This is a genomic window from Neorhizobium sp. CSC1952 (assembly GCF_030378245.1).
Taxonomy (GTDB): Bacteria; Pseudomonadota; Alphaproteobacteria; order Rhizobiales; family Rhizobiaceae; genus Neorhizobium; species Neorhizobium oryzae_A.
In genome coordinates, this window is sequence record NZ_CP128416.1 from 4662819 (window position 1) to 4682927 (window position 20109).

The window sequence follows — 20109 nt, forward strand, 5'->3', positions numbered from 1 at the left end:
TGAGTTACCGAGGAAACGTTCCCGATGGTGCGACTTTCGGTGCCAAGCGGTTATCCACAAGTTCGTTCCTGTGGCGCCCGACTCGACTTCCGGTTAGTCCGGTGCTCTCCTTGGAACCGACAAGCGGAGGGGGCAAGATGGCGCTGAGCTTCGAAGACCTAAAGAACACCTCAACTGAGGAATTAAAGAAGCAGTACGACGGAATTGCTGGTTCGACCGTCGTCGGCCTCAACTTCTACCGCGACGAAATTGCGCGCCGTGATGCCGAAGTTCAAAATCAGCGCATGCTCGACTTCACGGAACAAGTAAGAAACATGACTAGGTGGATCACGGGGATGACCGCGGTCATGTTAATTCTGACCATCGTGAACATCTGCATCGCTTGGAATAACTAGCGCTGCGGGACGGTCATCAATCCGGAAGATCTAGGACCTCGTGGACGTTGGTTACTGAATATGCCACAGGTTTGCCGTTCCTCAGTTTGACAACGACGTCCACCACGAACCCCTTCTTGTAGACGTTCTCGTCCGCCTCACGAATCTCATGTTTGATGCGAGCTTCGGCAATTTCCGACCCATACATGAGCGGCAGCGATTTTTCGGAAATCTCTTCGATCCTAACTCGTTCGCCGGATGACTTCCCAACGTCAGCATCGTTTATGTCAGATCGAGTGAAAACCATCAGCGCGCGCTCGTGAGCGTTGTGGTCGGGTTTAGTGAGCGCTTGTCGGCGGTCCTCGATATTCTGCAAAGCCGTTCGCGCCTCAGGCGTGGTGAATGAAAACGATGCCTTTATTTCACGGTTGCCGTCTTCGAACTTCGCGACCTGCAGCCGATGAGAGGCGATTGGGTCGGCAGCTATTGATCTAACGGTATCTGCCCAATCTTTTAGCTCTGACGTAGTTTCCAACTGCCCCGGCGCGTAGTTGCCAGAAACAAGTGCCTTAAATCGCTCGCCCCATCGCCGAATGAAGTCTTCCAGGACCATGACTTGGTCGAGGTGAGCCACGGCGATGGTAAGACCGGTTAGGATATCCGCCTCGATGCTCCCGCGCCGTACCTCGCGAACAAACATCTTTGGATCGCTGTGAGCGTCGGGAAACTCTGCGTCAATGAACCGCTCGAACTCATTCGCCAATGACGTGAAGGCGCCGACAAAATCGCGCAGTTCGACCGGCTCCTCCGTGTCGAGTTTCAGTGTAAGTATCGCCTTCTGTTCCCCCATGAGTTGAGAATAGGAAATTCTATACATTTGTCCATCTCAAGAAGAAGCCCGGATGTTAAAACACATCCTATCGTTAAATCGCCTCCGCCCGTTGGCGTTATTCGTTCGCCTCCCGCTCCCTTATCGCCTCTGCTTCCTTGTCGATCTCGGTAACATACCGGCTATCCATAGCCCGGATGATCGCGACTTCCTCTCGCCGAAGGATGTTGCCGGTGACCTGGAGCCACGCCAGAAGCTCGGAATTCGAAACAGGGCTGGCGCCGTTGAACCCTGACGCCTGCCCTGCCCTGATCTCCCAAAACCATTCCCAGAGGAAGGCGCCGGCATCGGGGATATCTGCTTCAGGGCTTTCCACCTCGAAAGCTTCGTTGCGTTCGCGCCGGGTCTCGCCTTCCTTGTCCCGAACGCAATCGTACCGCGCCGTGATGGCTACGGCTTCGCAGAGCCTTTCGCCGAGCTCTTCGTAAAATTTGCGCGGTCCTCGCTGGCTGCCGAGACCTGATCGTAGATCCAGCCTGCCTCCTCGACGACCTCGCGCGCCTTCTCGAAGGTGAGTTCGGGCTTCTCGCCCTTCCACGTGTGACCGCCCCAATCCCAGGAGGCGACAGAAGCGGCGGCGCGGTCGAGGTATTCCTCCTCGACTTTTGCGGACGTCAGCTTCTTCTTCCGGCTGGCGAGGAACTTGTCGGAATGCTGCCGGACGATCTTCTTGACCTCGTTGCTCTCGGAGGAGCGGATCATGAAGGTGATGCCGAGCGGTTCCTCCGTCGCCGGATCGACGAGCTTCAGTTCGAAAAGGTCTTCGGAGTTGACGAGCTTGGAAATATCCATGGATCACCTTACGGGGTCAGATCTTCGGGATTGACGCGGATCGGGAGCTGGTTGAGGCCGATCGTGTAGCGGGCGAGTTCGAAGTCGTCGGAACCGCCACCGGGATACAGCGGGCCGGACACGACGCCACGGCTATACAGGATCGTATTCGACCAGCCGGCCTGCGGCTTGTCGTTGCGCTCGATCTTGATGGCCAAGTTGTTCTGGTTCAGCGGATCGCCGAACGTGCGGAGGATCACCTGGCCCGGATCGTCGGCGATATCCGCCATCTCGATCTGCGGATCGCCGGCATTCGCCGTGCCCTTCTGCTTCTGCGTCACGGCCTCGTCCAAGGTATTGTACGAGTTCATGGTACTGTCGGCACCGAAGTCCCCGATGTTCCCTACTTTACCCACCTGCACCCAGGTCAGGCCCTCAAAGCCTGCCTGATCGAGGTCCTCATTCTGGGCAGTGGCGCAGACATAGACCTTGCTGCCCTTCTTCGTGCTTTTGTTCGCCATGGCTCAAGCCTCCTGTGGAAAGGCGATGTAAGGGATGGTGACGGGTATCTGGACTGAAGCGTCCTCGATGAGCGGGCCGACGGCCCAAGGCTCGCTGCTGATCGTGATCTTCACGCCAGTGGCGAATAGTGTCTGGTTCTTGAAGTGGTCGATGATCTGCCCGGCCACTCTGAGCGGATCGATGATGCCGCTCCCCTTCGTCCAGATGACCGAAACCTGAAGGATGCCTTGCCGTGGTTCCGGGTCGTCACCGATCGGGTACGGGATCGGCCGGTTCGGCATGAATGCCAGCCGGAGGTACTTGCTCGGCGTCGGTTGCCCCGCAGGCGGGAACGTCACGTTCGCGCCGGCAATGGGCATCGCGGGCGTGAAGGTCAGCATCGTCAGATGATCCATCATCGCCTTGAAGATGCAGGCTTCTGTTCCTGTTAGCATCAAAACCTCAAAGAAAAAGGCGGCTCCGAAGAACCGCCTCTGCCATCATTTACCATTCGCTAACTACACACTCGACTCTTGGTAAAGTTGTGCCATGATCTCCCGCGGGCAATCGGGGGATTAAACGTGACGTTCGTTTCGTTTGCGCGGCTGAGCATAGCCGCTGCGGTAGCTATTGCATTATCGAGTTGCACAACGACGCCAACGGAGATGGCGCAGAACCCCCGGCAAGTGCCAAAGGTAAACCTCTGTCGAACCTATCTCGAAACACCAGACCCCGTTCTCCAGCAGCAGATCCTAGCGGAACTTAATCGTCGCGGCCTCAATCCCTTCGACTGCCCGCCGATGGTCCAACAACAGAACCAAGCTGCGGCAGCCCTTGCCGCCGTTGCGCTAATTGGTGCAGCTGCTGCGGTATGTTCCAACGGGTGTGCTTCAACCAACACTTATTACCGCCCTCCTCCGACATACCAAGGCAACTGCCAATACTCATGGCAACGCGACGCAGCCGGGAATCTTTGCGGCAACCGTGCGGCTTCCGTTCGGCCCGGCGGGTATGGCGGAGGTTATCCAGCGGCGCCCACTGTGACCCGCTACGGCGTCCCTGTTACTGCGCAGGTGTATCCGACCGCGCCAGCACCTGTAAGCCCTACACCTCTCTACACGCCTCCCGTTGTAGCTCCTTCTGCCCCATCTCGGCTTTACATTACGGGGCCACGGGGTGGCTGCTATTACATCAATGGCAATGGCAACAAGACCTATGTAGACCGGAGTATGTGCAGTTAGTCTCCCTAGATAGCGCGAAAGTGGGTCAATCTCCATTATGCGGAAGCCCTTGGACTGACCCCGCTTTGCCGCCAACCACGAAATGAAAAGGGGCGAACGACCACTACAAAGCAAGTACAGAACGGAGGCCAACGTCGACGGCCTCCAGCTTTCTTATCGCCTCGGCTTCCATGTCGCTTCCGCTTCCACACCAATCCGCATTCGTGTATGTCCCTATCGATGTCCGAAAAGCCGCCACTCACCGACAGCGAAGTTTATGATCGCCTGCATCAGGCGTTTCTCGTTCTGGCAGGCGCGCGCGGCGAAACCCGACATGGCGACACGGCCATTCGGACCACTCTGCATGTCCTGACGACCCTTCAAGCCGCTCTGCTCAAGAAGATGGACGCTATAGCCCAAGCCGACGCTTCAGATCAGCGGCCTTCCGATTGACGATGGTCTGCCACTGCTGGGCCGCCGAACGAACGAATGCATCCGGCGGCTGACCGTTGGCACCGAACTCCCGATGCGCCGCGTAGCCAGCGGTAAAGCCGACATAGATCGTATCCGTGATGTCCGCTCCCGCGATCACCGCCTCGATCTGAGCGAAATCGAATGGGTATGCCTTACCATCGACAGGACCAGAGCCGGCGATAATGCGCGGCATGGCCGTGGTTGATGCCATGGCGGAAGCCCGCAAGAACCCGGTGTCCACCCGCATACGGCCACCCTGCCCGACCGGCTTAAGCATCTCCTCTGAGACTTCCTGCACACTTTCCCTGAAGACGGCTTCGACGGCCCCGGGCACCTTCTCTGCGAAAGCCGCCACTTGTGCGCTGAATGTCAATTTTGCCATCAGGCAAGCCAAGCCCACGAGCGGTAGGTCTGGATTTCCCAAACGGTGGAATGTGACACGCCGAACATGGCTGCTATCTCCTTGCGGCGCATTGATCTACCAATAGACCGTATCTGGTGAACGTCCCGCTCAGAGAGCTTGTTCGTGTTGATGCCCTCACCGCGCCTAATCGTCCCGTGCAGGAGCTTGTCGGCCTCATTTTCCACTCGCGTTGCCCACCGAAGATGCTTCGGATGGATGCAACCCTCATGGCCCTTGCCGCAGCTGTGCGCAGCCTCATGATCTGGTGTCGGAGCAGGACCGTTAGCTAATGTGCACATGATGCTCGGGGCGGTCATCCTGACGCCCTGAAATGTAGCCTCGCCTCTGCCTTGATCATTCACCCCGAACGGCCACTTTAGGCAGTCTGCGCCGTCGAAATCCTTGTTGGCCTCTAGCCACTTGATGCGCCGCTTGTACCTCGGGTGCAAAGCATCATCCGATGCGCTGCCACGCACTTTCACGCGCCGATAATGCGCTTGGCACATCCCTTGATACCCAGACGGCTTGTTGCACCCTTCTACGCAACACGGCTTTCCGGTCTGTTCTCTATTGATCTTGGTGGTAGATGTGTCGCCATACCGGCGCCAACGTAGATAATGCTTGACGCAGTATCCTCTGCCGGCCCCCGGCTTCGCTGCATTGCCATTGCAGCCGTCGACGGAACATGGTTTGAATCGCTCAGCCATTCGATGATCCTCCAGTGATCGTCGTTTCGGTTAGAGCCGGTCGGACGCGCCAACGTCTTTCCGGCTCGACTTTTATAGCTGAATCAGTAGTTTAAGTTAAGCCATTTCCGCTTTATATCGCCGCACCACGGCATCAATGTACGAGATGTGGTACTGTAGGCGACACCTGCAACCGGATATCTCGCTGATCGGCGCCTGTGGGTCACCGGGATAGCGGAGCATGGCCCCCGATGGGCTCTGGAACGCCTCATCAACGCCGACGCTCTTGCCGTTCAGCACACGATGGGTATGTCGGACCCGATTGTCTCCGGCCGAGCGCCAGACCTTCGTCACGTCCTGGGCCTCGATCTTGCCGGCTGCGATCTGCTGGCGGATGGCATTGTCCCGGGCAGATCCGAGAGCCATCATGGTTTCGGTGCGCGCCAGCATTTCACCGCGGAGCAAAAGGTTGCGGTCATTCAACCGGGCAATGATCTTTTGCATCATCTCGGCCGGGATTGGCCGCTCGTCCCGAATGGCAGCAAGGACGGTGCGGTCAAAGCGCCGGTCCCGCGTTTTCAGCTCGAGGTACTGCCGCATCAACCGTGGATCGCCCGAAGTGAGGTTTACCCTCGCCCGCTCGATGTATTCGATCTGATGGCGCGTCAGGCCGATGACACCGCCTTCTCTCCGGCCAGTGACACGGTTCTGGCGGCCGACGACGTCAAGTGCAGTGGCGCGCGGGTTGAGACCTCTCGCGAGGCCATATTCAAGCGCCTGGCGCAGGCCCTGGCGCTGATCTTCGGTGATGTGGGTCACCATCGTCGAGGAGAGCTCCCGAAGGATTCTCTCCGCTTCCGGATTGCGGACGCCGAAGCGCCAGACTACCCGACCGCCGTCCGGCCCCCTGGTCGGCAGTTCCTCGACCATGTTGATGCCGCCCGCGTTGAACACGTCCTGAAGCGCGATCTCCAACGCTGAGAAGGCATCCGGATCAAGCTCCATGGCTTCGATGGCGCCGAGAATGTCGCCGCGCTCAAGCCGCTCGACCACACGGGCAAGAACGATACTCGACTTGATCGCCTCTATGCTCTCGCGGAATGCAGCAGCAAGCCGTGGCTCGTACTGGTCGAGCAGCTCGTCGAAGGTCATAGATAATCCAATCTGCTTGCCTCGGAACAGAAACACGCTGCAGGCGTTGCCGGTCCTCGTTGAAGGAGAACCGAAACCATGAGCGAAGTCACAGCAATCCCGAGCCTCGACCTCAAGCGCTACCTGGGGCGCTGGTATGAGATCGCCCGCCTACCGCTCAGATTTGAAGATGATGCCGCGACGGACATCACGGCTCATTACTCCGTCAATTCCAACGGCAAGATCCTCGTCGACAACCGTTGCTTCGACAAAAACGATCGTCCTAAGCAAGCGATTGGCGAAGCGAGGCCCATCGACGAGACGAACGCGAAGCTGAAAGTCAACTTCCTTCCGGCTGCGCTTCGCTGGTTACCTTTCACTGACGGCGATTATTGGGTGCTCAAGATCGATCCTAAGTACCGGGTCGCACTGGTCGGCACGCCCGATCGCAAGTTTCTCTGGGTGCTCGCGCGAGAAAGTGCTATCTCGGACAGCACCCTGGAAGACTACCTAGCGGAAGCTCGAAGGCAGGGATTTGACCTGACGAAACTCATCAGGCCGCGCCACACGGGGCGGGAGGTGAGCGACGCCATCCTGAAAAAATGACCAGTCTTGCTAAACTCCTTCCATAGAGAAGAAGTCGCCAAAACGAGCCCGTCCACGACACTACCGAAGCGGATTAATTATATCCGCAGAGCCTGTTTTTCGGCTTTGGAATAGCATTGCATTCCATGTTGCCGGTTCGACCTTGAGCGTATCCGCCTTGCGACCTGGAATAGTCGACAAGCTGTCTTGTATCCATCTGCATAATCCGCTGGCGTCGCAATTCGTTCTCTCGCATCTGCGCCTGCATTCGGGCGATGTTTTCATCCGCGCCCGGAAGCGTCGGCGACGGCGAATAGCGAGGTGTAGCCTGAGCCGAGCCCTGCGAGATTCCGTGCGCGGCGCCGATAAGAAGAGCGGACATTGCTTGTTCGAACTCGGCCTGCTCTGCTGTCGTGCAGCCGCCCAGCATGACTGCGGCAATACTTACGATGACCAGTTTCATTTGCCCCTCCGGCCCCAACGGCTCAATATTTCTGATCATTAGACAGAATACATCCCCCGTTCGGGTTACGAGGCCACCCGACCTTGGCAGACGAACACGACGTTCACGATGCCGTCGAAATTGTATGGGTCCATGTTGATGATGTGGAAATCCACCCCGCCGGTCGTCGCGATATCACCTACCTGGGGCACGATCGCGAGCCCTACCGAGGAGATGTAAATCTGCCGATCGCTGGTGAGGATGTTCGTCCCGTCAATATACCGCTGGTCATAGGTCATCGGCACAAGCTCGGCGGGGTAGCTTGTTACCGTGGGATCGCCGCCGAAGATCGGATCGGGAGGCGTGGTGCGCTTGATGGCGCCGGACTGGCCGAACTTAGTTATTATGTTTTTCGCAGTTATTCTCAAACGTGGATAGTCGAAAGTCGCCATAGACTTATTCTCCACGCTCTGATTTGCTAGGACGATTAGTATCGGGGGGCGAAATGAAAATTAGTTATTCTGCGCCGGCAGTATTGACCGGTCTGCTTCTATCCGCATGCACTACACCAATCCAGACAGCGAAACCGTCGGACATTACAGTCAGGGCCGCGGTCATCGAGGTGGCCGATGCGCTGTACGAGGTACAACAACGAGCAGCAAATCGTCCGAAAGCGGGCATGATCGCGGACGAGGCCATCATCGAGTTCAATGTTGCGGCGAAGTCCACCAATAAGGCTACCGCTTCGGCCGATGCGAAATCGATCCCTCTTGGAGTGGGCGGAACGTTGGGGCTGGCGGTGTCAAACGAGGCTTATACCGAGGGAAGTCGCGGCAACACCATCAAGATCACCTTCAAGAACCTTGCGACCGCGGACTATTCCAAGGGGGGCAAGGAGATGGCAGATCGCTGCCTGGTCCAAAATCCGCCGCCCGGTTGCCCAAAGGTCTGGTATCAGTACCCGGCGAACTGATACCCGTCACACAACTAAGATCCCAGGCAGGCATGGCATCAGGAACGGCCACAGCATCCCCTCGATTGCCGTGACGACCGGTGTGGCGAGAGCCACGATGTCGTCGATGTCCGTTGAAGTGGAGGTTGAATATTCCACCTCAAGCTGTCCAACTTTCTCGCGTTTCACCATCGCCGTACCGGTCACCACCGGCGACAAGCTGCCGGGGTTGGTCAGTTCGAGGAAGGCGGCTTCATAGGAAGCATTGACGATGGCCGTGGGGATGACATCCGACGGGATCGCCTCTCCGTAATACGTCGTGGCGTCGGTGCGCGGCCATGCGCGCTCCTGCTGATAACCGTCGGTGCGAGTGCCGGGGAATTTCGGTTCGTACCGATCGATGAACAGCGCCCCGCGTTGGCGAGCGGCGGCGATCTGGGGATCGGTCGTACCGTCAGGGATGACATAGCCGGCGGCTTCGGCATAGGCCTTGAACCCGTCGTCGGTGCCATACCCGGCCATCAGATCAGAACCTCGATGCCGGTGGCCGTGGTGCCTGCGGCATAAATTCGGGTGACACCGACGAGGATCGTTTCCCCTGCGGCCATGGCCGTCGTCCGCTCGACGCCGGCATTGTTACGGAAATGAACGGTACCGGCCGCACCATCGGGGCGAACCCGGATGCCTCGGCCATATTCCGGCAAGTCTGTGCCGTCATTTGGCGTTACCGGCGCGAGATCGGCCGCCACGTTCATGCCGCGGTTGAAAGGGTTCGTTGCCATGTCTCTCTCCGGTGACAGGAGGCCCGGCCGTCGCCGGCCGGGCCAAAGATCAATCTGCCAGATACTTGGCCTGATCGTCGGGACTCATCGCCTGGAAGGCTTTGGCGTCGTCCTCGCGCATCTTGTTGCCGATCTGCTTGCCGTCGGCACCGAAGATTGCGAACCAGCCGGGCGAGGTCTCCTTGACCTCGAAGGGGCCGATCGGTGCGTCCCCATTGCTGCCGGATGCCGCCTTCTCTTTCAGCCTTTCGATCTCGGCGTCCCGCTCAGCCACCAGAGCAGTCAGCCTTTCGATCTCGGCGCTCTTCGCCTCGAGCTGTTGGCGCAACTGGTCGACTTCGTTCGGCGGGATTTCGATGGCCGGCGAGTTTACGGACACCGTCGGCGCTTCGGAAGGCCGCCCCGTGATCTCGAGGAACTTGAGCCGCGCGGCACGGCCTGCCTGTGCTTCGTCCAGTTCCAGGTCCTTGCTCTCGCCAGGCTTGATGAACGCGACACCGCGGAGCGTGTGGACGCCCTGCGGTGCCTTGCTGTTATTCGTGACCTTCATGGATCAGGTCCCCCCTCAAGCCGCCGGCGCGGTGATCTCGTCACCGTATGCCATTGCGCCCGGCAGCCGGATTTCGGTACCGCCGGTGCGGGCGATTACCCCCTGCTCAAAGCCCATGATGGACTTCTGGCGAGGCTGAAGCACACGCCGCGGCATCGGAAGATGGAAGCGAAGTACTTCCTCGTCCCGGCGATAGGCGACCATGCGGCCGCCGCCGTCCTGCGATGCCGTCGCCAATTCGCGAAGCGGCTGGATGTCGAGCTGTTGACCGGTTTCCGCCGTGTAGACGTTGTTCTTCCGGAGGTAATCGAGAAGGTTCAGCACACCATCCCCCGCCCCGAGGCGACGGTTGTTGAGCAGGCGGAAAGCCTCAGGAGGAAGACGGAGACTATCGGCCCATTCGACCTCAAGAGTATTGTCGCGGATGCTGCCGAGCAGATCGTTGATATCCTGGAGGATCTGGTCATTGGTTTTGGTGGACCAGTAGGTCGACGAGCCGCTGCCGTTGGCTGCCACGTCGACGCGAGACACGGCCGGGCTGTTGATGAGGCCGGTCCAGTTCTTCTCGGTCGAACCGACCATCGCAATCGAGTTGAGCAGACGCTCGATCGACTGCGAGGAGCTCATCGCCTTCACGTCATTCAGCGGAATGCCGTAGAGGGCGGACTGGTTGACCTCCTCAAGGTTCCATTCCCACCCGGCGCCGATCATCGCATAATCATGCGCCGCCTGGTCGCGAGTGGCGGAGCTGAACGGCAGGTCGTTCGCAGCGCCGGAGATGAACTTGGCCTCGCCGGCGATGTCTACGGTGAAGAACATGGTGCCGATGGCCCATGCGTTCCCCTCGGTCACCACGGGAACGTGCGCCCCGTAGTTGAAGGTCGGATAGCGCCGCTGATAGATGCGGGTCTCAATATTGCGCCCCTGCGAGATCACGAAGGGGAACGCAGCCTGCGCGTCCGCGAAAGGCTGACGAATAATCTGGTTCATGGTGGTTGTTCCTTTCGGGATCGGTTAAGCCGCGGGCGCCGGCGTCACCGGACGGAGACGGACGGAGATTTCGACGACGTCGCCGTTGGCGCCGGAGGTTTCGAAGAAGGTATCCGGCAGTGGGCCGATGATATTGGCTCCCGCCGCGCCGACGTAACGGCCCGTCGAGGTGTTGTAGAAGACCTCGCCGCCGTCGGAGACGTTCCCACCCGCCAGGACGTACATCGGTCCCATGGTCATGAAAGCCCCGGCGAAGTACTGCGGATAGGCATCCGGATTGGCGGCATTGGCCGGGACGGCGGGATTGAGCACAGCGATGCCGAGGAAGTCGCCGCTCGACATTGCGGTGACACCGTGATCGCCGGCGCCTCGCTGAACCGGGGTACCGAACTTGATGCCTGCAGCATCCTCGACCGTGCGGCTGATCTTGTTGCACTTCTCCTCGGAAGCGATCTGGCCGTGCAGGCCCTTCGGAGGAGCGTTGGTGTAGGTGGTCTGGTAAGTCGCCATCTGAGCGTCCTCCTTAGTTGACCGTTGCGGAAGTCTTGCCGGCCTTCATGTCGGCAATCATCTGCGTGTAGGCGTCGGTGACGCCCTTGTCGGCATCGCTGGCGGCAGTGAGGCCGTCACGAACCACGTTTGCGAAGGGATCGGCATTCATTGCCTTCTTCGCGTCTTCCGCCAGGATGTCGAACCGCGCATCGATGTAGGCCTGGGCCTTGTCCTTCACCGCGGCGTCCCCGAGCTTGGCGACGACGGCGGCCTTACGGATGTCAGCGTCGCTCAGACCTTCGGTCTTCACATCCTTGGCGATCGCCTTTGCTGTTGCGACAAGGTCGGCGCGGTCGGCGACGAGCTTGTCGAGCGCAGCGCCATCGACGATCTTGCCTTTCAGCGTATCGATCTCGGCGTCTTTCTTGGCGAGGTCGGCATCCTTGGCGGCGAGAGCCTTGTCCTTTTCGGCGATCGCGGCGGCATGGGCCTTTTCGGCGTCGGCGAGTTTGGTCTGGTGTGCCGTTTCTACGTCCGCGAACTTCTTTCCGGCATCGACAAGCCGCTGCTGCAGCGTGTTGATCACCGTGGCACCCTGGTCGGTCACCTCGACCGGGATTCCATCGACGGTTACCGTCTTCAGGGTCATGTCCTTCTCCTTCGGTTGGGACTTGTCTCCGATTTTCAAATGCGAACCGCCCCGCGCCGCGGAGACTACGGCGAGGTGGTTCATCCTGAGGCTCGTTTGGATCGCGTCGTACTGCTCGCCCTGTGGCGTAACGCCGTCCTGAAACTTGAGCTCGGTCGAGTAGCCCATGGACAGCTCGCGCTTGCCGCCCTCGACCTTGGCGATGGCATTCTTGTCCATGAGGACGAGAGGCACGCGGACGAATTCGCCGTCCCGCACGACCTCGCCGCCGGTCTGGCCGACGGCATGTTCTTTCCAGTTATCAGCCGTCACCATATCCGAGGGATGATCCTCGGTCACCGGGCGGTAGGCGTAGGAGTGCATCGCATCCTTGGCGAAGACCTCTTCCTCGGGCCGGTACACGCGCACCACCGCCTTATCGCGGAGACCGTGCTTGTCCTCCGGATCAACCTCCAGCCCGGTGTATAACTGGATGCCGGTACGGGCTACCCGAGCGTCGGCAACGAGGTATCCATCCTGGGTACGGCGAAGGCCGTCCAAGGTGACAGTGTCGAAGAGTTGCATTGTTTGCCTCGATTGTCCTCGGCGAATGCCCCGCTCAACTGGGGCCATAGTCCTACTTGGCCTCAGACTTGAGACCGATGGAAAGCGCAGACCGCAGCAATAGAAATTCCCCGTCGTGGTATGAACCGTGGAGATCCAACTATGACGAAACTGTTCCTTGTTGTGATGTTTCTGGTGCTGGTCGGTTTCTGGAGTTCTGTCGGCGCTGTGATGTATTCACTGCTCAGCTGAGTAACGCTCAAAGGGACGGCCCCAGAACGCAGGTGGCAAAACCTTAGATTCTCGCTTATCCTCCCTCAGGCAATGGAGGTTGCCTGAGGGAGGAGCAGTTGAGTGATACGATATTCGGATTCCTGGTAGCGGCAGAACTGTCGGCACTATTCTGGGCGGGACTGCTGATTGTAGTCTTCTAACCCCCTGCCGAGTTCCCTCACTTCCTCGAAGACCTCCGGGCCGAGCTCGATCTTGCCGCGGTACGGCTGAACCTTGGAGAGGTCCATTCCCTCCGGCATCGCCCAAGTTATGGTGATGTGTGGTTGGTACTCGGGGAAGTCAGTCGCGGCGCCGAGCCGCTTGATGTCCTCATGCCGCCAGGTCAGGCGCGACGAAGCGAACTGCAGCACGATCGCGTCTCCGAACCGCTCCATCAAGCGCGGGCCGCCCTCGGCAATCGTCATCCTGCCGTTTTCGCCCCAGTAGTCCTCGCCGACCTTGATCCAGTCCATCGGTGTGCGGGTATGGATGACGGTGACGTGCAAGCCGTCCTGCACGGTGTCGAAGCCCTGCCCCTTTGCCCAGACGCGGATATCGTCGGCGTTGAGCACGTCGCGGCGGATGTAGAGCGTCCGGGGCGCGGCGTCATTCGCTGCGGCCTGCATCCGCGCCACGTTATTTCTGTTCGCTGCCTCTGCAGCCACGGAGGCTGCGATCTCCTCTTCGGTGGGCTCGTTTTCCCCAAGCGTCCCATGCGTCTTCACAGCAGCGTCGAGGCCGGGCAAGACGCCATCTTCCACCAATCGGTTGATCAGAGCCTCTGATATGGCATCGCGCGTAATGATCTCCTGCCCTGTGCCGGAGCCGACGATCGCACGAGCGGCGTCCGCCGTAGTCTTGAAGATGTCCGCACGCTCCTTCTCACTCATCTGCTCCAGAGGAGACCAGCGATAGTAGACTTTGGGGTCATTCACCCCGGCAGACCGTTCCAACGCCTCATCCAATCGGCGCATCGCCGGCTGAAACTCTAACTCTTGCATCGACTGGATGCGATCGTGGTAGTTTTTCATGTCCGAGGCGCCGGTGGCATTCATTCCGGCAGGTGACTGGCCCAGAAGGCGCGTTACAGGGATATCGGCCGCACCGGCGACAATCTGCATAAAAGCCATGAGGATGTCTGTCAGACCGGCGAGCTGCGCGCTCTTGGTCTCATATTCCTCTTCCTTGTCGAGCAACAGCGTGCCGTTGATGCCCTTGGAGGTGTTGGCCAGAGTGTACCGTTCGATGATCTTCTGACGATAAGTCTCATTGCTGAGGTTCGCCATGAAGTCCGGCACGCGGATGATATCGACCTTGGCTTCAAAAATAAGGGAAGCGATATTCCCGGCCGTGCTGTCCGCGTTCTTCACCGCGTCCAGCGTCGACTGCAGGACACTGTCACCCCAGCCCTGCCATGCGCTGGTCGTGATCTCATCGTCTGCCGGCATGGCGCCATTGAACAGCACCAGGCGCGACGGATGGATGGTCAGCTGTGTCCCGTTGGCGCCGCTGAGAACATAGTTCTTCGGCTTGCCGTACCATTCCGACTCCGGATCGCGCTCCTTTTCACCGGCGGCGAGCTGACGGCGCGTCATGACGTTCAGATAGCGCAGCCCACCTTTCTTGACGCGCTCAACGTCCAGAGGCTCGGCGGGGTTCGGCTCGCCTGTCCCGATATAGACCGCAGCGCCGCCAAACAAGCGGCCCTTCTTTGCAGCCTCAAGGATCTTGCCCTTGACATTCAGGCGCTTCTCTTCTTCCTCGATCGCCTCGATCTGTGGCTTCTTGGCCTGCCAGTCACGCCACTTTCGGCAGGCGTCCAGTGCCGGAATATCGACAATCTTCCGCGGCAGCCATGAGGTGCTGTAGGCCGCGATCAACTGCTCATCCGACAGGACCGAGTGAGCATAGAAGGACGAGGATGCCTTGTCCCGATCCGTGCCCATGCGGGAAACAAGATTGGTCAAGCTATCTCGCATGAATGCGATCACGTTGGACATTCTTGTTCCTTAGACATTGGCAAGCGTGTAGGTGCTCGCGCTTAGCAGCGCGTTAAATGCGCGGCTCGTGCTGTCCGCGTCGTCGTCATGCTTCGCTTCCGGAAAGCCTTCCAGCGATGTAAACCAGCCATCATTCCACGGAGCCCGAAGAACGAGCACGTTACCGGCCTCAGCCTGCGCCGAGAACGGGCTGAACCTCGTGACCTTGTCGCCGGATTCCGGTGTTGCCCTGACCGTGAAGCCTGCGAGCAGTTTCGTGAGATTGGTCACCTGTGACTTGCCGGCTTGCCCAGGATCCTGTGGCAGCGAGATATGTACTTCCTTGCCGTCGGCTTCGGCGGTGTTCTTGATCAGCCGCTCGACGCCGGATGGTGACAACCGGTCGCTGCAGTGGTGGGCGACGATGTATCGACCATCGGCCAGCTTGCCGATCTTGGTTCCGGCCGTCGCGTCAGGATCGTTACCTTCCGTCTTCGGGGTTGATGCCAAATCCCAGCCGCGCATCCACCGGACCACTCCGGCAGGGATCGCATCGACGACCTCGCACCATCCGCGCTGAAACAGAAGCCCCGCCGCCGGTCGGATCTTCCAGTTGCCGCCGAGAAGGCGTTCCCGTTCAACGGTCGGCTGCGCCATGAGGTTGGCGAGATAGCCGGGGTCGGCCGCCATCAGCATGGCGTTGTCGCTGAGCTTGGCAGGAATGAATGTGACAGACTTCGCCGGGATTGGCTCACCAGTCAGCGGGTTTGTATGGTGGGCCAGTTCCTCAGGACTGTCGGCCCAGATGATGGAATCGCCTATGCGGATGAACCACCGAAGAACACCGGCCCGCTTGGGGATGGCTAATCCGGTCTCCTGATCAATCCACCATGCAATGAATTCGGCAACCCAGCTATCCGCGTCGGGATTGCATGTCGCCCGCACATATGGCCGGATACCGCACATCGAACGGTTACGGCTGAGCATGTACCAGAACTGCTTGGCGCTGAAATGCGTCAGCTCGTCGAAGCAGATGAGCGGGATCTGAGACCCCTGCCAATTATAGATCGTCTTCTCGTGCTCGAGGTGGGCGAACGCCACCCCTGCTCCTGACGGGAATGTCCAACTCAGGTCCGGCGCCGAGCGCGGCGTGGCGCTCAGGTGAGGATAGAGCTTTTCGCTTTCGTCCCAGAGACCGCCCTCATTGCGAACCTGCGTCAGGTTCCGACGGAAAAACACTGCGCCGAATGCCGGATTGCTGACGTGCCTTAGCGGCTCCATCAACAGCGCCCATGTCTTCCCGCCGCCAGCCGCGCCGCCATATATGGCGATGTCTGCGGGAGAGCTTAGGAACTGCGTCTGCGGCCCGGGCTGCGGCCTGATTATAGTCTGGGCTGCCGCGCCCTTCTCATCCCCTGCCATTGTCGGGCAACTGGAAGATCGTCACCGGCGATACTGGAACCGGCAAGTCCTTTCCGTCCTTCCCTGTCAGCTCGCGCCGGTTGGTATAGACGCCGCCAGATTCCTCTGCCGCTTGCTTATAGAGTGACGCCGCGAGCCCCATGTTTCCCATCGTCTCGGCTTTGTCGGCCATGCGCTGGAGAGCGCGAAGCCTCACCGCCCGGTGACTTATCGCAATCGATGCAGTGTCTTCGAGGAAGGTCTTGCGAGTTTCTTCGAAGAGGGCACGCCACTTATCTGCGATGTTGGACCCTGCCTTCTTTGTCGGGTCGTAGCCTTCCACCGACTGGCGTGTGATGGTTTCGCCAAATTCCTTCCTGACCGCCTCGACGACTACAGACGGCGTGTCAAAACACGCGAGGCTCTGCACGATGAAGGTTTTCACAGCCTCCGGTAACTTTCCGTTCGCCATTGGTGTGTCAGGCTCCAGTCAAGGTAAGCTATGGGGGATTAAATGAAGGTATGGGCAATTGTCGGCGATGCTAACACCAGGAAGTCATCGGCAATTCGGGGATTGACTGGCGCCTGGAACCGGCAAGCTGACTGGCGGCTGGCACTCTCTAACAATGCAGAGATCAGAGTCTTCGTTGAGATAAGCGCTCCTCAGGAGCGGAGGCCCAAAGCTCTACCGCCGCCTGATTTCGTTGCGATGGTGCAGAGAGAAATCCAAGGCGCAGACACTACCCATCTCATCGTCGCGCTGCGCCATGATGCTACCACTACCTGCCCGCACGACGCTCTCGCCTATCTCGACCATTTCGTGAACGTAGCGAAATGGCGGATCGAAGGAATTTGCTTAACTGGAAATAGGCGACCGGTGACGCCATTCATCAGGTTCGACCCCAACGCCTTCACTGTTAACGTGGATTATGATCCGTATGACGCTTCGAATGTAGTCGCCCGCCAGATCCGATCGCGATGGGGGTACGCCTAAGCCACCTTCAACTGACACGTCCCGCACACATGGCCGGTGCTGGCGCGGGATATCTCTGGCGGTCGGTTTGCTGCGTCTACGAGAGCACGAACGTTTGCGGCGTCTGCCCCATAACGACGGACGACGCCGACGAACTCTTCGACGTCATGTGACCGAAGCCCAAAAGCTGGACTACCGTTGCGGCGAAACTTCGGAGCGCCGAACGCATCGCGCTCTTGTCCTGCATGGTATAGCTCGTGTTCGATCAGCGCCATAAACTCCGCATCCGAGCAGGTCGAGGCGTAATGGGCATCGAACGTCAGCAGGAAGTCCGGCACGTCGCCGAACCATTGCTGTAACTGAAGCTCGGTCCTGGCGCGCGACCACTTGCCGGCCGGCGGCAATCCCATTTCGCACTGACCGATGATCCGGCGGCCATGTCTCCCATTGGGGACATTCGTCCATAAGGCGCCGATCGAGGCGAAGCGCAGGTGAGCATGATCCTCGTTTACGAGGTTGGCGGCCTCGTCAATGAAGGTGGACCGGGCCCACTCTACCAGATCGGGAGCGGGCTCAAAGCGGATGGATGTATCCTCGATCATCTCTTCCGGTGGGATTGGGCGTTTTGGCATTTCGGCCATCACCGGCTCTTGCCTTTCTTCTCGACCAATGCGTTGATCTGCGCGGGTTTGGGTTTGATGTGGGAGGGCGGAATGACGCCACAGGAAGTTCAAGAACTTATTCAACGATACCTGGCGGATGCAAACGCTGAGAATGCCACCGGCACCCATCGCGGTCTCGTGCTGGTATGGGCATCGATCATTGACGATGTTCTGATGAGAATGCTGAATGAGCACTTCGTTGCGCTTAACCCACGGCAGCGAGATGCGCTCTTTGGCCCGAACGGGCCACTGAACGAATTTAGCAGCCGGACAAAAATGCTACGTGCTCTTGGAATCCTGCATAGTGACGAGGTCGCCGTTATCGATGATCTGAGGAGGATCAGGAATAAATTTGCTCATGCCCTGGGTATTTCACTGAATGAGCCAGAGCTTTCACTTCAGTGCAACAATTTTGGAAACACGATGACGGGGGAGATGGGGATTGGCGACCCAAAGCTCAAATTTTCAGGCGGATGCGGCTCATTGCTGATGCTGCTAATCAACCGCCTCAGCCGGATCACCAGGGCCGCCGGTCTGCCAGATACTCGTGAACTGCCGGAGCGCGCCTATGGGACGCCTGATGGGAACGGAGGCGGGCCGTTGTAGGCCTCGCCTCCTATTGCATCAGCTGGCCTTATCGAAGGTCAGCGAATAGACTGCGCCGATCTCGAACTGGTCAATGGCCGACGGGTTCGTGATGGTCATGGAAAGCTCGCCGGACGGCGTCCACTTCGACCAATCGCCATTGCTTTCTGGCAGGCCCTGCAGATAGCTGCCGAATGCGGCGGCCATCTTGACCTCGACGTTCACCGCGTCAGGCTGACCGGTAGCGCGGTGGTTGATTTCCTTCACGTAGAACATTGCCTGTACGCTCATGCGTCTTCTCCTTTTTGATTTGCCGGAAGCCGCCGGCGCGGGAATGGTTGCAGGCGCCGGAATCGAACCGACTATCTCGCGGTTATGAGCCGCGTGGCTTACCGTTTGCCCTGCCTGCGTGAATGGTTGCCGAGCCATGCCGTGGCATGGGCGGGATAGATGTCACCCTCTCGGCAGAACGAACAAGCCTTGGCTTGCCGTTGAACGGAGGCGGGAAGGGACGACCGGGCACGAACCCCAATCTTCACGAACGACTGCCCGCCTTCCCGATCTCTGCCAATCTACCCTCAATATAGGGAGTTGATGTCCCATTGCGTTGGCGTACTCTGCTACCGCTGGGTTAGAGGGGACGCCATGCCGGAAGCAGCGAGAAATCTGAACACGGACGAAAGATTAGCCTACATACTGCAGATGCTCATCGAGCTTTCCGCCATCGCTCGGGCTCGCCAATACACGATGCTTGAATACCTGATCAGCATGGCAATTGCCGAAGCGAGCGATGTGCTCCGCGGAGTGCGGCCAACTACGCCGCTTCCGCCTAGGGACTAGGTTCGAACCGCTCGATACAGCAGGTATTCGATAATCGACATGTGCCCGCGCTCTCGGTTGCAGCCGCCACACGACAGCACGAGGTTCTCGGCTGTGAATGGACCCATATGAACCAGCGGGATGCGGTGATCCACTGGTACCGCCGGCATTCAGCTGCTCTTTTCCGATGAGACTGCAAAGGACGCATTTCTTCTATGGAGCGGGAGGCGGATTTTCTCCCCGGTGGGCCGTCGAGTATTCCCTTTGCTCATAGCAAGGTCCGACTGAACGCCCAAATCACGCTGCGGAATATAGGTGATTTGCGCTCCTGCGGCAAGCCTCCATCTCTTGGTCCATGGCCTTAAGTTCGTTGAGAATCAACAAAACATGTTGACGACTGGCAGGTGAGAGGCTGTCGATCGCTGCTTCGGCGAGGATCCTCAGCGGCATCTTCTTCCGCTTGCCTTTTGGGAATATCAGGCCGAGGCGCTTGTTGAGCGCGTTGCGACGGTAGGACTGAGCTTTGATCAGCCGCTCCTCGCGCTCGCGCTCCCATACCTGCTGCTTCTCGAAATCTGCGAGCATGAGGCCACCGATATCGGTATCCCTGAAGACGATAGGGCCACGATCCGGCGAGGGCCGCATGAAGCACATGACGCCCTCGACACCCCTAACCCGTTCAAAGTCGCGCTGGTGGATGTTGACGAATGCGTATCCGATGAGGAGCGGGAAGCGCTTCTCCCGCATTTTGTTCGTCCGCTGGTGCTGAGTGATGGCCCAGAACGACGGCATGTAAACGTCGATGCCTTCGTTTCGCAGATTGCGCTCGACAATGCTTTCGCCCTTGCGCCGCACCCGGTCAGCCTTCTGTTCTTCCGTCTCATCGTTCGCCGGCTCAAGGACACGCGCCATCCGCTGAGAGCCAGGCACCGTGCGCACCGCATACCAGTTTGTTTCCGCCATCTTCATTCCCTCGTGTTCGA

Annotated in this window: 26 protein-coding genes and 1 tRNA gene; 5 read left to right on the forward strand and 22 right to left on the reverse strand. The window is 59.1% G+C overall.

The genetic code is table 11. The features are described 5' to 3' along the window. The first annotated feature begins 137 nt into the window (after nucleotides 1-137). Nucleotides 138-395, forward strand: a complete 258-nt coding sequence (locus tag QTA58_RS22605) for a hypothetical protein (RefSeq protein ID WP_289670933.1) — start codon at nucleotides 138-140, stop codon at nucleotides 393-395. Nucleotides 396-411: 16 nt separating this feature from the next. On the opposite strand, the gene QTA58_RS22610 is transcribed toward QTA58_RS22605, so the two are convergent. The 7 genes from QTA58_RS22610 to QTA58_RS22640 all read right to left on the reverse strand — a co-directional run bounded on the left by QTA58_RS22610 (nucleotide 412) and on the right by QTA58_RS22640 (nucleotide 6470). Then, nucleotides 412-1251, reverse strand: coding sequence for a hypothetical protein (locus tag QTA58_RS22610; protein WP_289670934.1), 840 nt, complete (start codon nucleotides 1249-1251; stop codon nucleotides 412-414). Between the two features lie 70 nt (nucleotides 1252-1321). Continuing rightward, nucleotides 1322-1579 (reverse strand): hypothetical protein, encoded by a 258-nt coding sequence (locus QTA58_RS22615; protein WP_289670935.1) that lies wholly within the window; start codon nucleotides 1577-1579, stop codon nucleotides 1322-1324. Between the two features lie 74 nt (nucleotides 1580-1653). Then, a complete protein-coding gene (locus tag QTA58_RS22620; RefSeq protein ID WP_289670936.1) occupies nucleotides 1654-2055 on the reverse strand; it encodes a hypothetical protein in 402 nt (133 codons plus the stop codon). An 8-nt stretch (nucleotides 2056-2063) separates the two neighbouring features. Continuing rightward, complete coding sequence (locus QTA58_RS22625) at nucleotides 2064-2555, reverse strand: hypothetical protein (RefSeq protein ID WP_289670937.1); 492 nt, start codon at nucleotides 2553-2555, stop codon at nucleotides 2064-2066. A 3-nt stretch (nucleotides 2556-2558) separates the two neighbouring features. Further along, nucleotides 2559-2990 carry a phage tail terminator-like protein gene (locus QTA58_RS22630; protein ID WP_289670939.1) on the reverse strand — a complete coding sequence of 144 codons (432 nt, stop codon included), beginning with the start codon at nucleotides 2988-2990 and terminating at the stop codon, nucleotides 2559-2561. Nucleotides 2991-4164: 1174 nt separating this feature from the next. Next, the gene (locus QTA58_RS22635; RefSeq protein ID WP_289670940.1) at nucleotides 4165-4611 is read right to left on the reverse strand and encodes an HK97 gp10 family phage protein; all 447 of its coding nucleotides are present in this window, start codon (nucleotides 4609-4611) and stop codon (nucleotides 4165-4167) included. A gap of 824 nt (nucleotides 4612-5435) precedes the next feature. After that, nucleotides 5436-6470 carry a phage minor head protein gene (locus QTA58_RS22640; protein WP_289670941.1) on the reverse strand — a complete coding sequence of 345 codons (1035 nt, stop codon included), beginning with the start codon at nucleotides 6468-6470 and terminating at the stop codon, nucleotides 5436-5438. A gap of 78 nt (nucleotides 6471-6548) precedes the next feature. Between QTA58_RS22640 and QTA58_RS22645 the strand changes: the two genes are divergently transcribed. After that, on the forward strand, nucleotides 6549-7055 hold the full coding sequence (locus tag QTA58_RS22645) for a lipocalin family protein (RefSeq protein ID WP_289670942.1): 507 nt from the start codon (nucleotides 6549-6551) through the stop codon (nucleotides 7053-7055). A gap of 73 nt (nucleotides 7056-7128) precedes the next feature. Here the strand turns inward: QTA58_RS22645 and QTA58_RS22650 are convergent, their stop codons facing one another. Both QTA58_RS22650 and QTA58_RS22655 read right to left on the reverse strand, forming a co-directional pair. Next, a complete protein-coding gene (locus QTA58_RS22650) occupies nucleotides 7129-7497 on the reverse strand; it encodes a hypothetical protein (protein WP_289670943.1) in 369 nt (122 codons plus the stop codon). A gap of 65 nt (nucleotides 7498-7562) precedes the next feature. Next, complete coding sequence (locus tag QTA58_RS22655; RefSeq protein WP_289670944.1) at nucleotides 7563-7928, reverse strand: hypothetical protein; 366 nt, start codon at nucleotides 7926-7928, stop codon at nucleotides 7563-7565. 53 nt (nucleotides 7929-7981) lie between these two features. On the opposite strand from QTA58_RS22655, the gene QTA58_RS22660 reads away from it, so the two are divergent. Further along, on the forward strand, nucleotides 7982-8449 hold the full coding sequence (locus QTA58_RS22660; protein ID WP_289670945.1) for a hypothetical protein: 468 nt from the start codon (nucleotides 7982-7984) through the stop codon (nucleotides 8447-8449). A gap of 6 nt (nucleotides 8450-8455) precedes the next feature. Here QTA58_RS22660 and QTA58_RS22665 read toward each other — a convergent pair whose 3' ends face one another. The 9 genes from QTA58_RS22665 to QTA58_RS22705 all read right to left on the reverse strand — a co-directional run bounded on the left by QTA58_RS22665 (nucleotide 8456) and on the right by QTA58_RS22705 (nucleotide 16559). Continuing rightward, nucleotides 8456-8950 (reverse strand): DnaT-like ssDNA-binding protein, encoded by a 495-nt coding sequence (locus QTA58_RS22665; RefSeq protein WP_289670946.1) that lies wholly within the window; start codon nucleotides 8948-8950, stop codon nucleotides 8456-8458. Next, complete coding sequence (locus tag QTA58_RS22670) at nucleotides 8950-9210, reverse strand: hypothetical protein (protein ID WP_289670947.1); 261 nt, start codon at nucleotides 9208-9210, stop codon at nucleotides 8950-8952. Before QTA58_RS22670 ends, QTA58_RS22665 begins: the two co-directional genes overlap by 1 nt. A gap of 49 nt (nucleotides 9211-9259) precedes the next feature. After that, complete coding sequence (locus QTA58_RS22675; RefSeq protein WP_289670948.1) at nucleotides 9260-9760, reverse strand: hypothetical protein; 501 nt, start codon at nucleotides 9758-9760, stop codon at nucleotides 9260-9262. A gap of 15 nt (nucleotides 9761-9775) precedes the next feature. Beyond that, the gene (locus QTA58_RS22680; protein WP_289670949.1) at nucleotides 9776-10750 is read right to left on the reverse strand and encodes a DUF2184 domain-containing protein; all 975 of its coding nucleotides are present in this window, start codon (nucleotides 10748-10750) and stop codon (nucleotides 9776-9778) included. Nucleotides 10751-10774: 24 nt separating this feature from the next. Next, on the reverse strand, nucleotides 10775-11260 hold the full coding sequence (locus QTA58_RS22685) for a hypothetical protein (RefSeq protein WP_289670950.1): 486 nt from the start codon (nucleotides 11258-11260) through the stop codon (nucleotides 10775-10777). A 13-nt stretch (nucleotides 11261-11273) separates the two neighbouring features. Continuing rightward, on the reverse strand, nucleotides 11274-12455 hold the full coding sequence (locus QTA58_RS22690) for a DUF2213 domain-containing protein (RefSeq protein ID WP_289670951.1): 1182 nt from the start codon (nucleotides 12453-12455) through the stop codon (nucleotides 11274-11276). Between the two features lie 377 nt (nucleotides 12456-12832). Further along, nucleotides 12833-14707: a phage portal protein gene (locus QTA58_RS22695; RefSeq protein ID WP_289670952.1), complete on the reverse strand. Its 1875-nt coding sequence runs from the start codon at nucleotides 14705-14707 to the stop codon at nucleotides 12833-12835. 9 nt (nucleotides 14708-14716) lie between these two features. Next, nucleotides 14717-16108, reverse strand: coding sequence for a phage terminase large subunit (gene terL, locus QTA58_RS22700; protein WP_341850272.1), 1392 nt, complete (start codon nucleotides 16106-16108; stop codon nucleotides 14717-14719). Next, the gene (locus tag QTA58_RS22705; protein WP_289670954.1) at nucleotides 16095-16559 is read right to left on the reverse strand and encodes a DUF2280 domain-containing protein; all 465 of its coding nucleotides are present in this window, start codon (nucleotides 16557-16559) and stop codon (nucleotides 16095-16097) included. Before QTA58_RS22705 ends, terL begins: the two co-directional genes overlap by 14 nt. A gap of 42 nt (nucleotides 16560-16601) precedes the next feature. On the opposite strand from QTA58_RS22705, the gene QTA58_RS22710 reads away from it, so the two are divergent. Continuing rightward, nucleotides 16602-17081 carry a hypothetical protein gene (locus tag QTA58_RS22710; RefSeq protein WP_289670955.1) on the forward strand — a complete coding sequence of 160 codons (480 nt, stop codon included), beginning with the start codon at nucleotides 16602-16604 and terminating at the stop codon, nucleotides 17079-17081. On the opposite strand, the gene QTA58_RS22715 is transcribed toward QTA58_RS22710, so the two are convergent. Continuing rightward, the gene (locus QTA58_RS22715) at nucleotides 17078-17701 is read right to left on the reverse strand and encodes a putative metallopeptidase (protein ID WP_289670956.1); all 624 of its coding nucleotides are present in this window, start codon (nucleotides 17699-17701) and stop codon (nucleotides 17078-17080) included. The two genes, QTA58_RS22710 and QTA58_RS22715, sit on opposite strands and share 4 nt — an antisense overlap. 72 nt (nucleotides 17702-17773) lie before the next feature. Here QTA58_RS22715 and QTA58_RS22720 point away from each other — a divergent pair, with 72 nt between their 5' ends. Next, nucleotides 17774-18328: a hypothetical protein gene (locus tag QTA58_RS22720; RefSeq protein WP_289670957.1), complete on the forward strand. Its 555-nt coding sequence runs from the start codon at nucleotides 17774-17776 to the stop codon at nucleotides 18326-18328. Nucleotides 18329-18346: 18 nt separating this feature from the next. Here the strand turns inward: QTA58_RS22720 and QTA58_RS22725 are convergent, their stop codons facing one another. From QTA58_RS22725 to QTA58_RS22735, 3 genes are all read right to left on the reverse strand, one after another. Beyond that, nucleotides 18347-18598, reverse strand: a complete 252-nt coding sequence (locus tag QTA58_RS22725) for a hypothetical protein (protein ID WP_289670958.1) — start codon at nucleotides 18596-18598, stop codon at nucleotides 18347-18349. A 44-nt stretch (nucleotides 18599-18642) separates the two neighbouring features. Further along, nucleotides 18643-18717, reverse strand: a tRNA-Ile gene (locus QTA58_RS22730). 706 nt (nucleotides 18718-19423) lie between these two features. Continuing rightward, complete coding sequence (locus tag QTA58_RS22735; RefSeq protein ID WP_289670960.1) at nucleotides 19424-20089, reverse strand: transcription termination/antitermination NusG family protein; 666 nt, start codon at nucleotides 20087-20089, stop codon at nucleotides 19424-19426. Nucleotides 20090-20109: the final 20 nt, after the last annotated feature.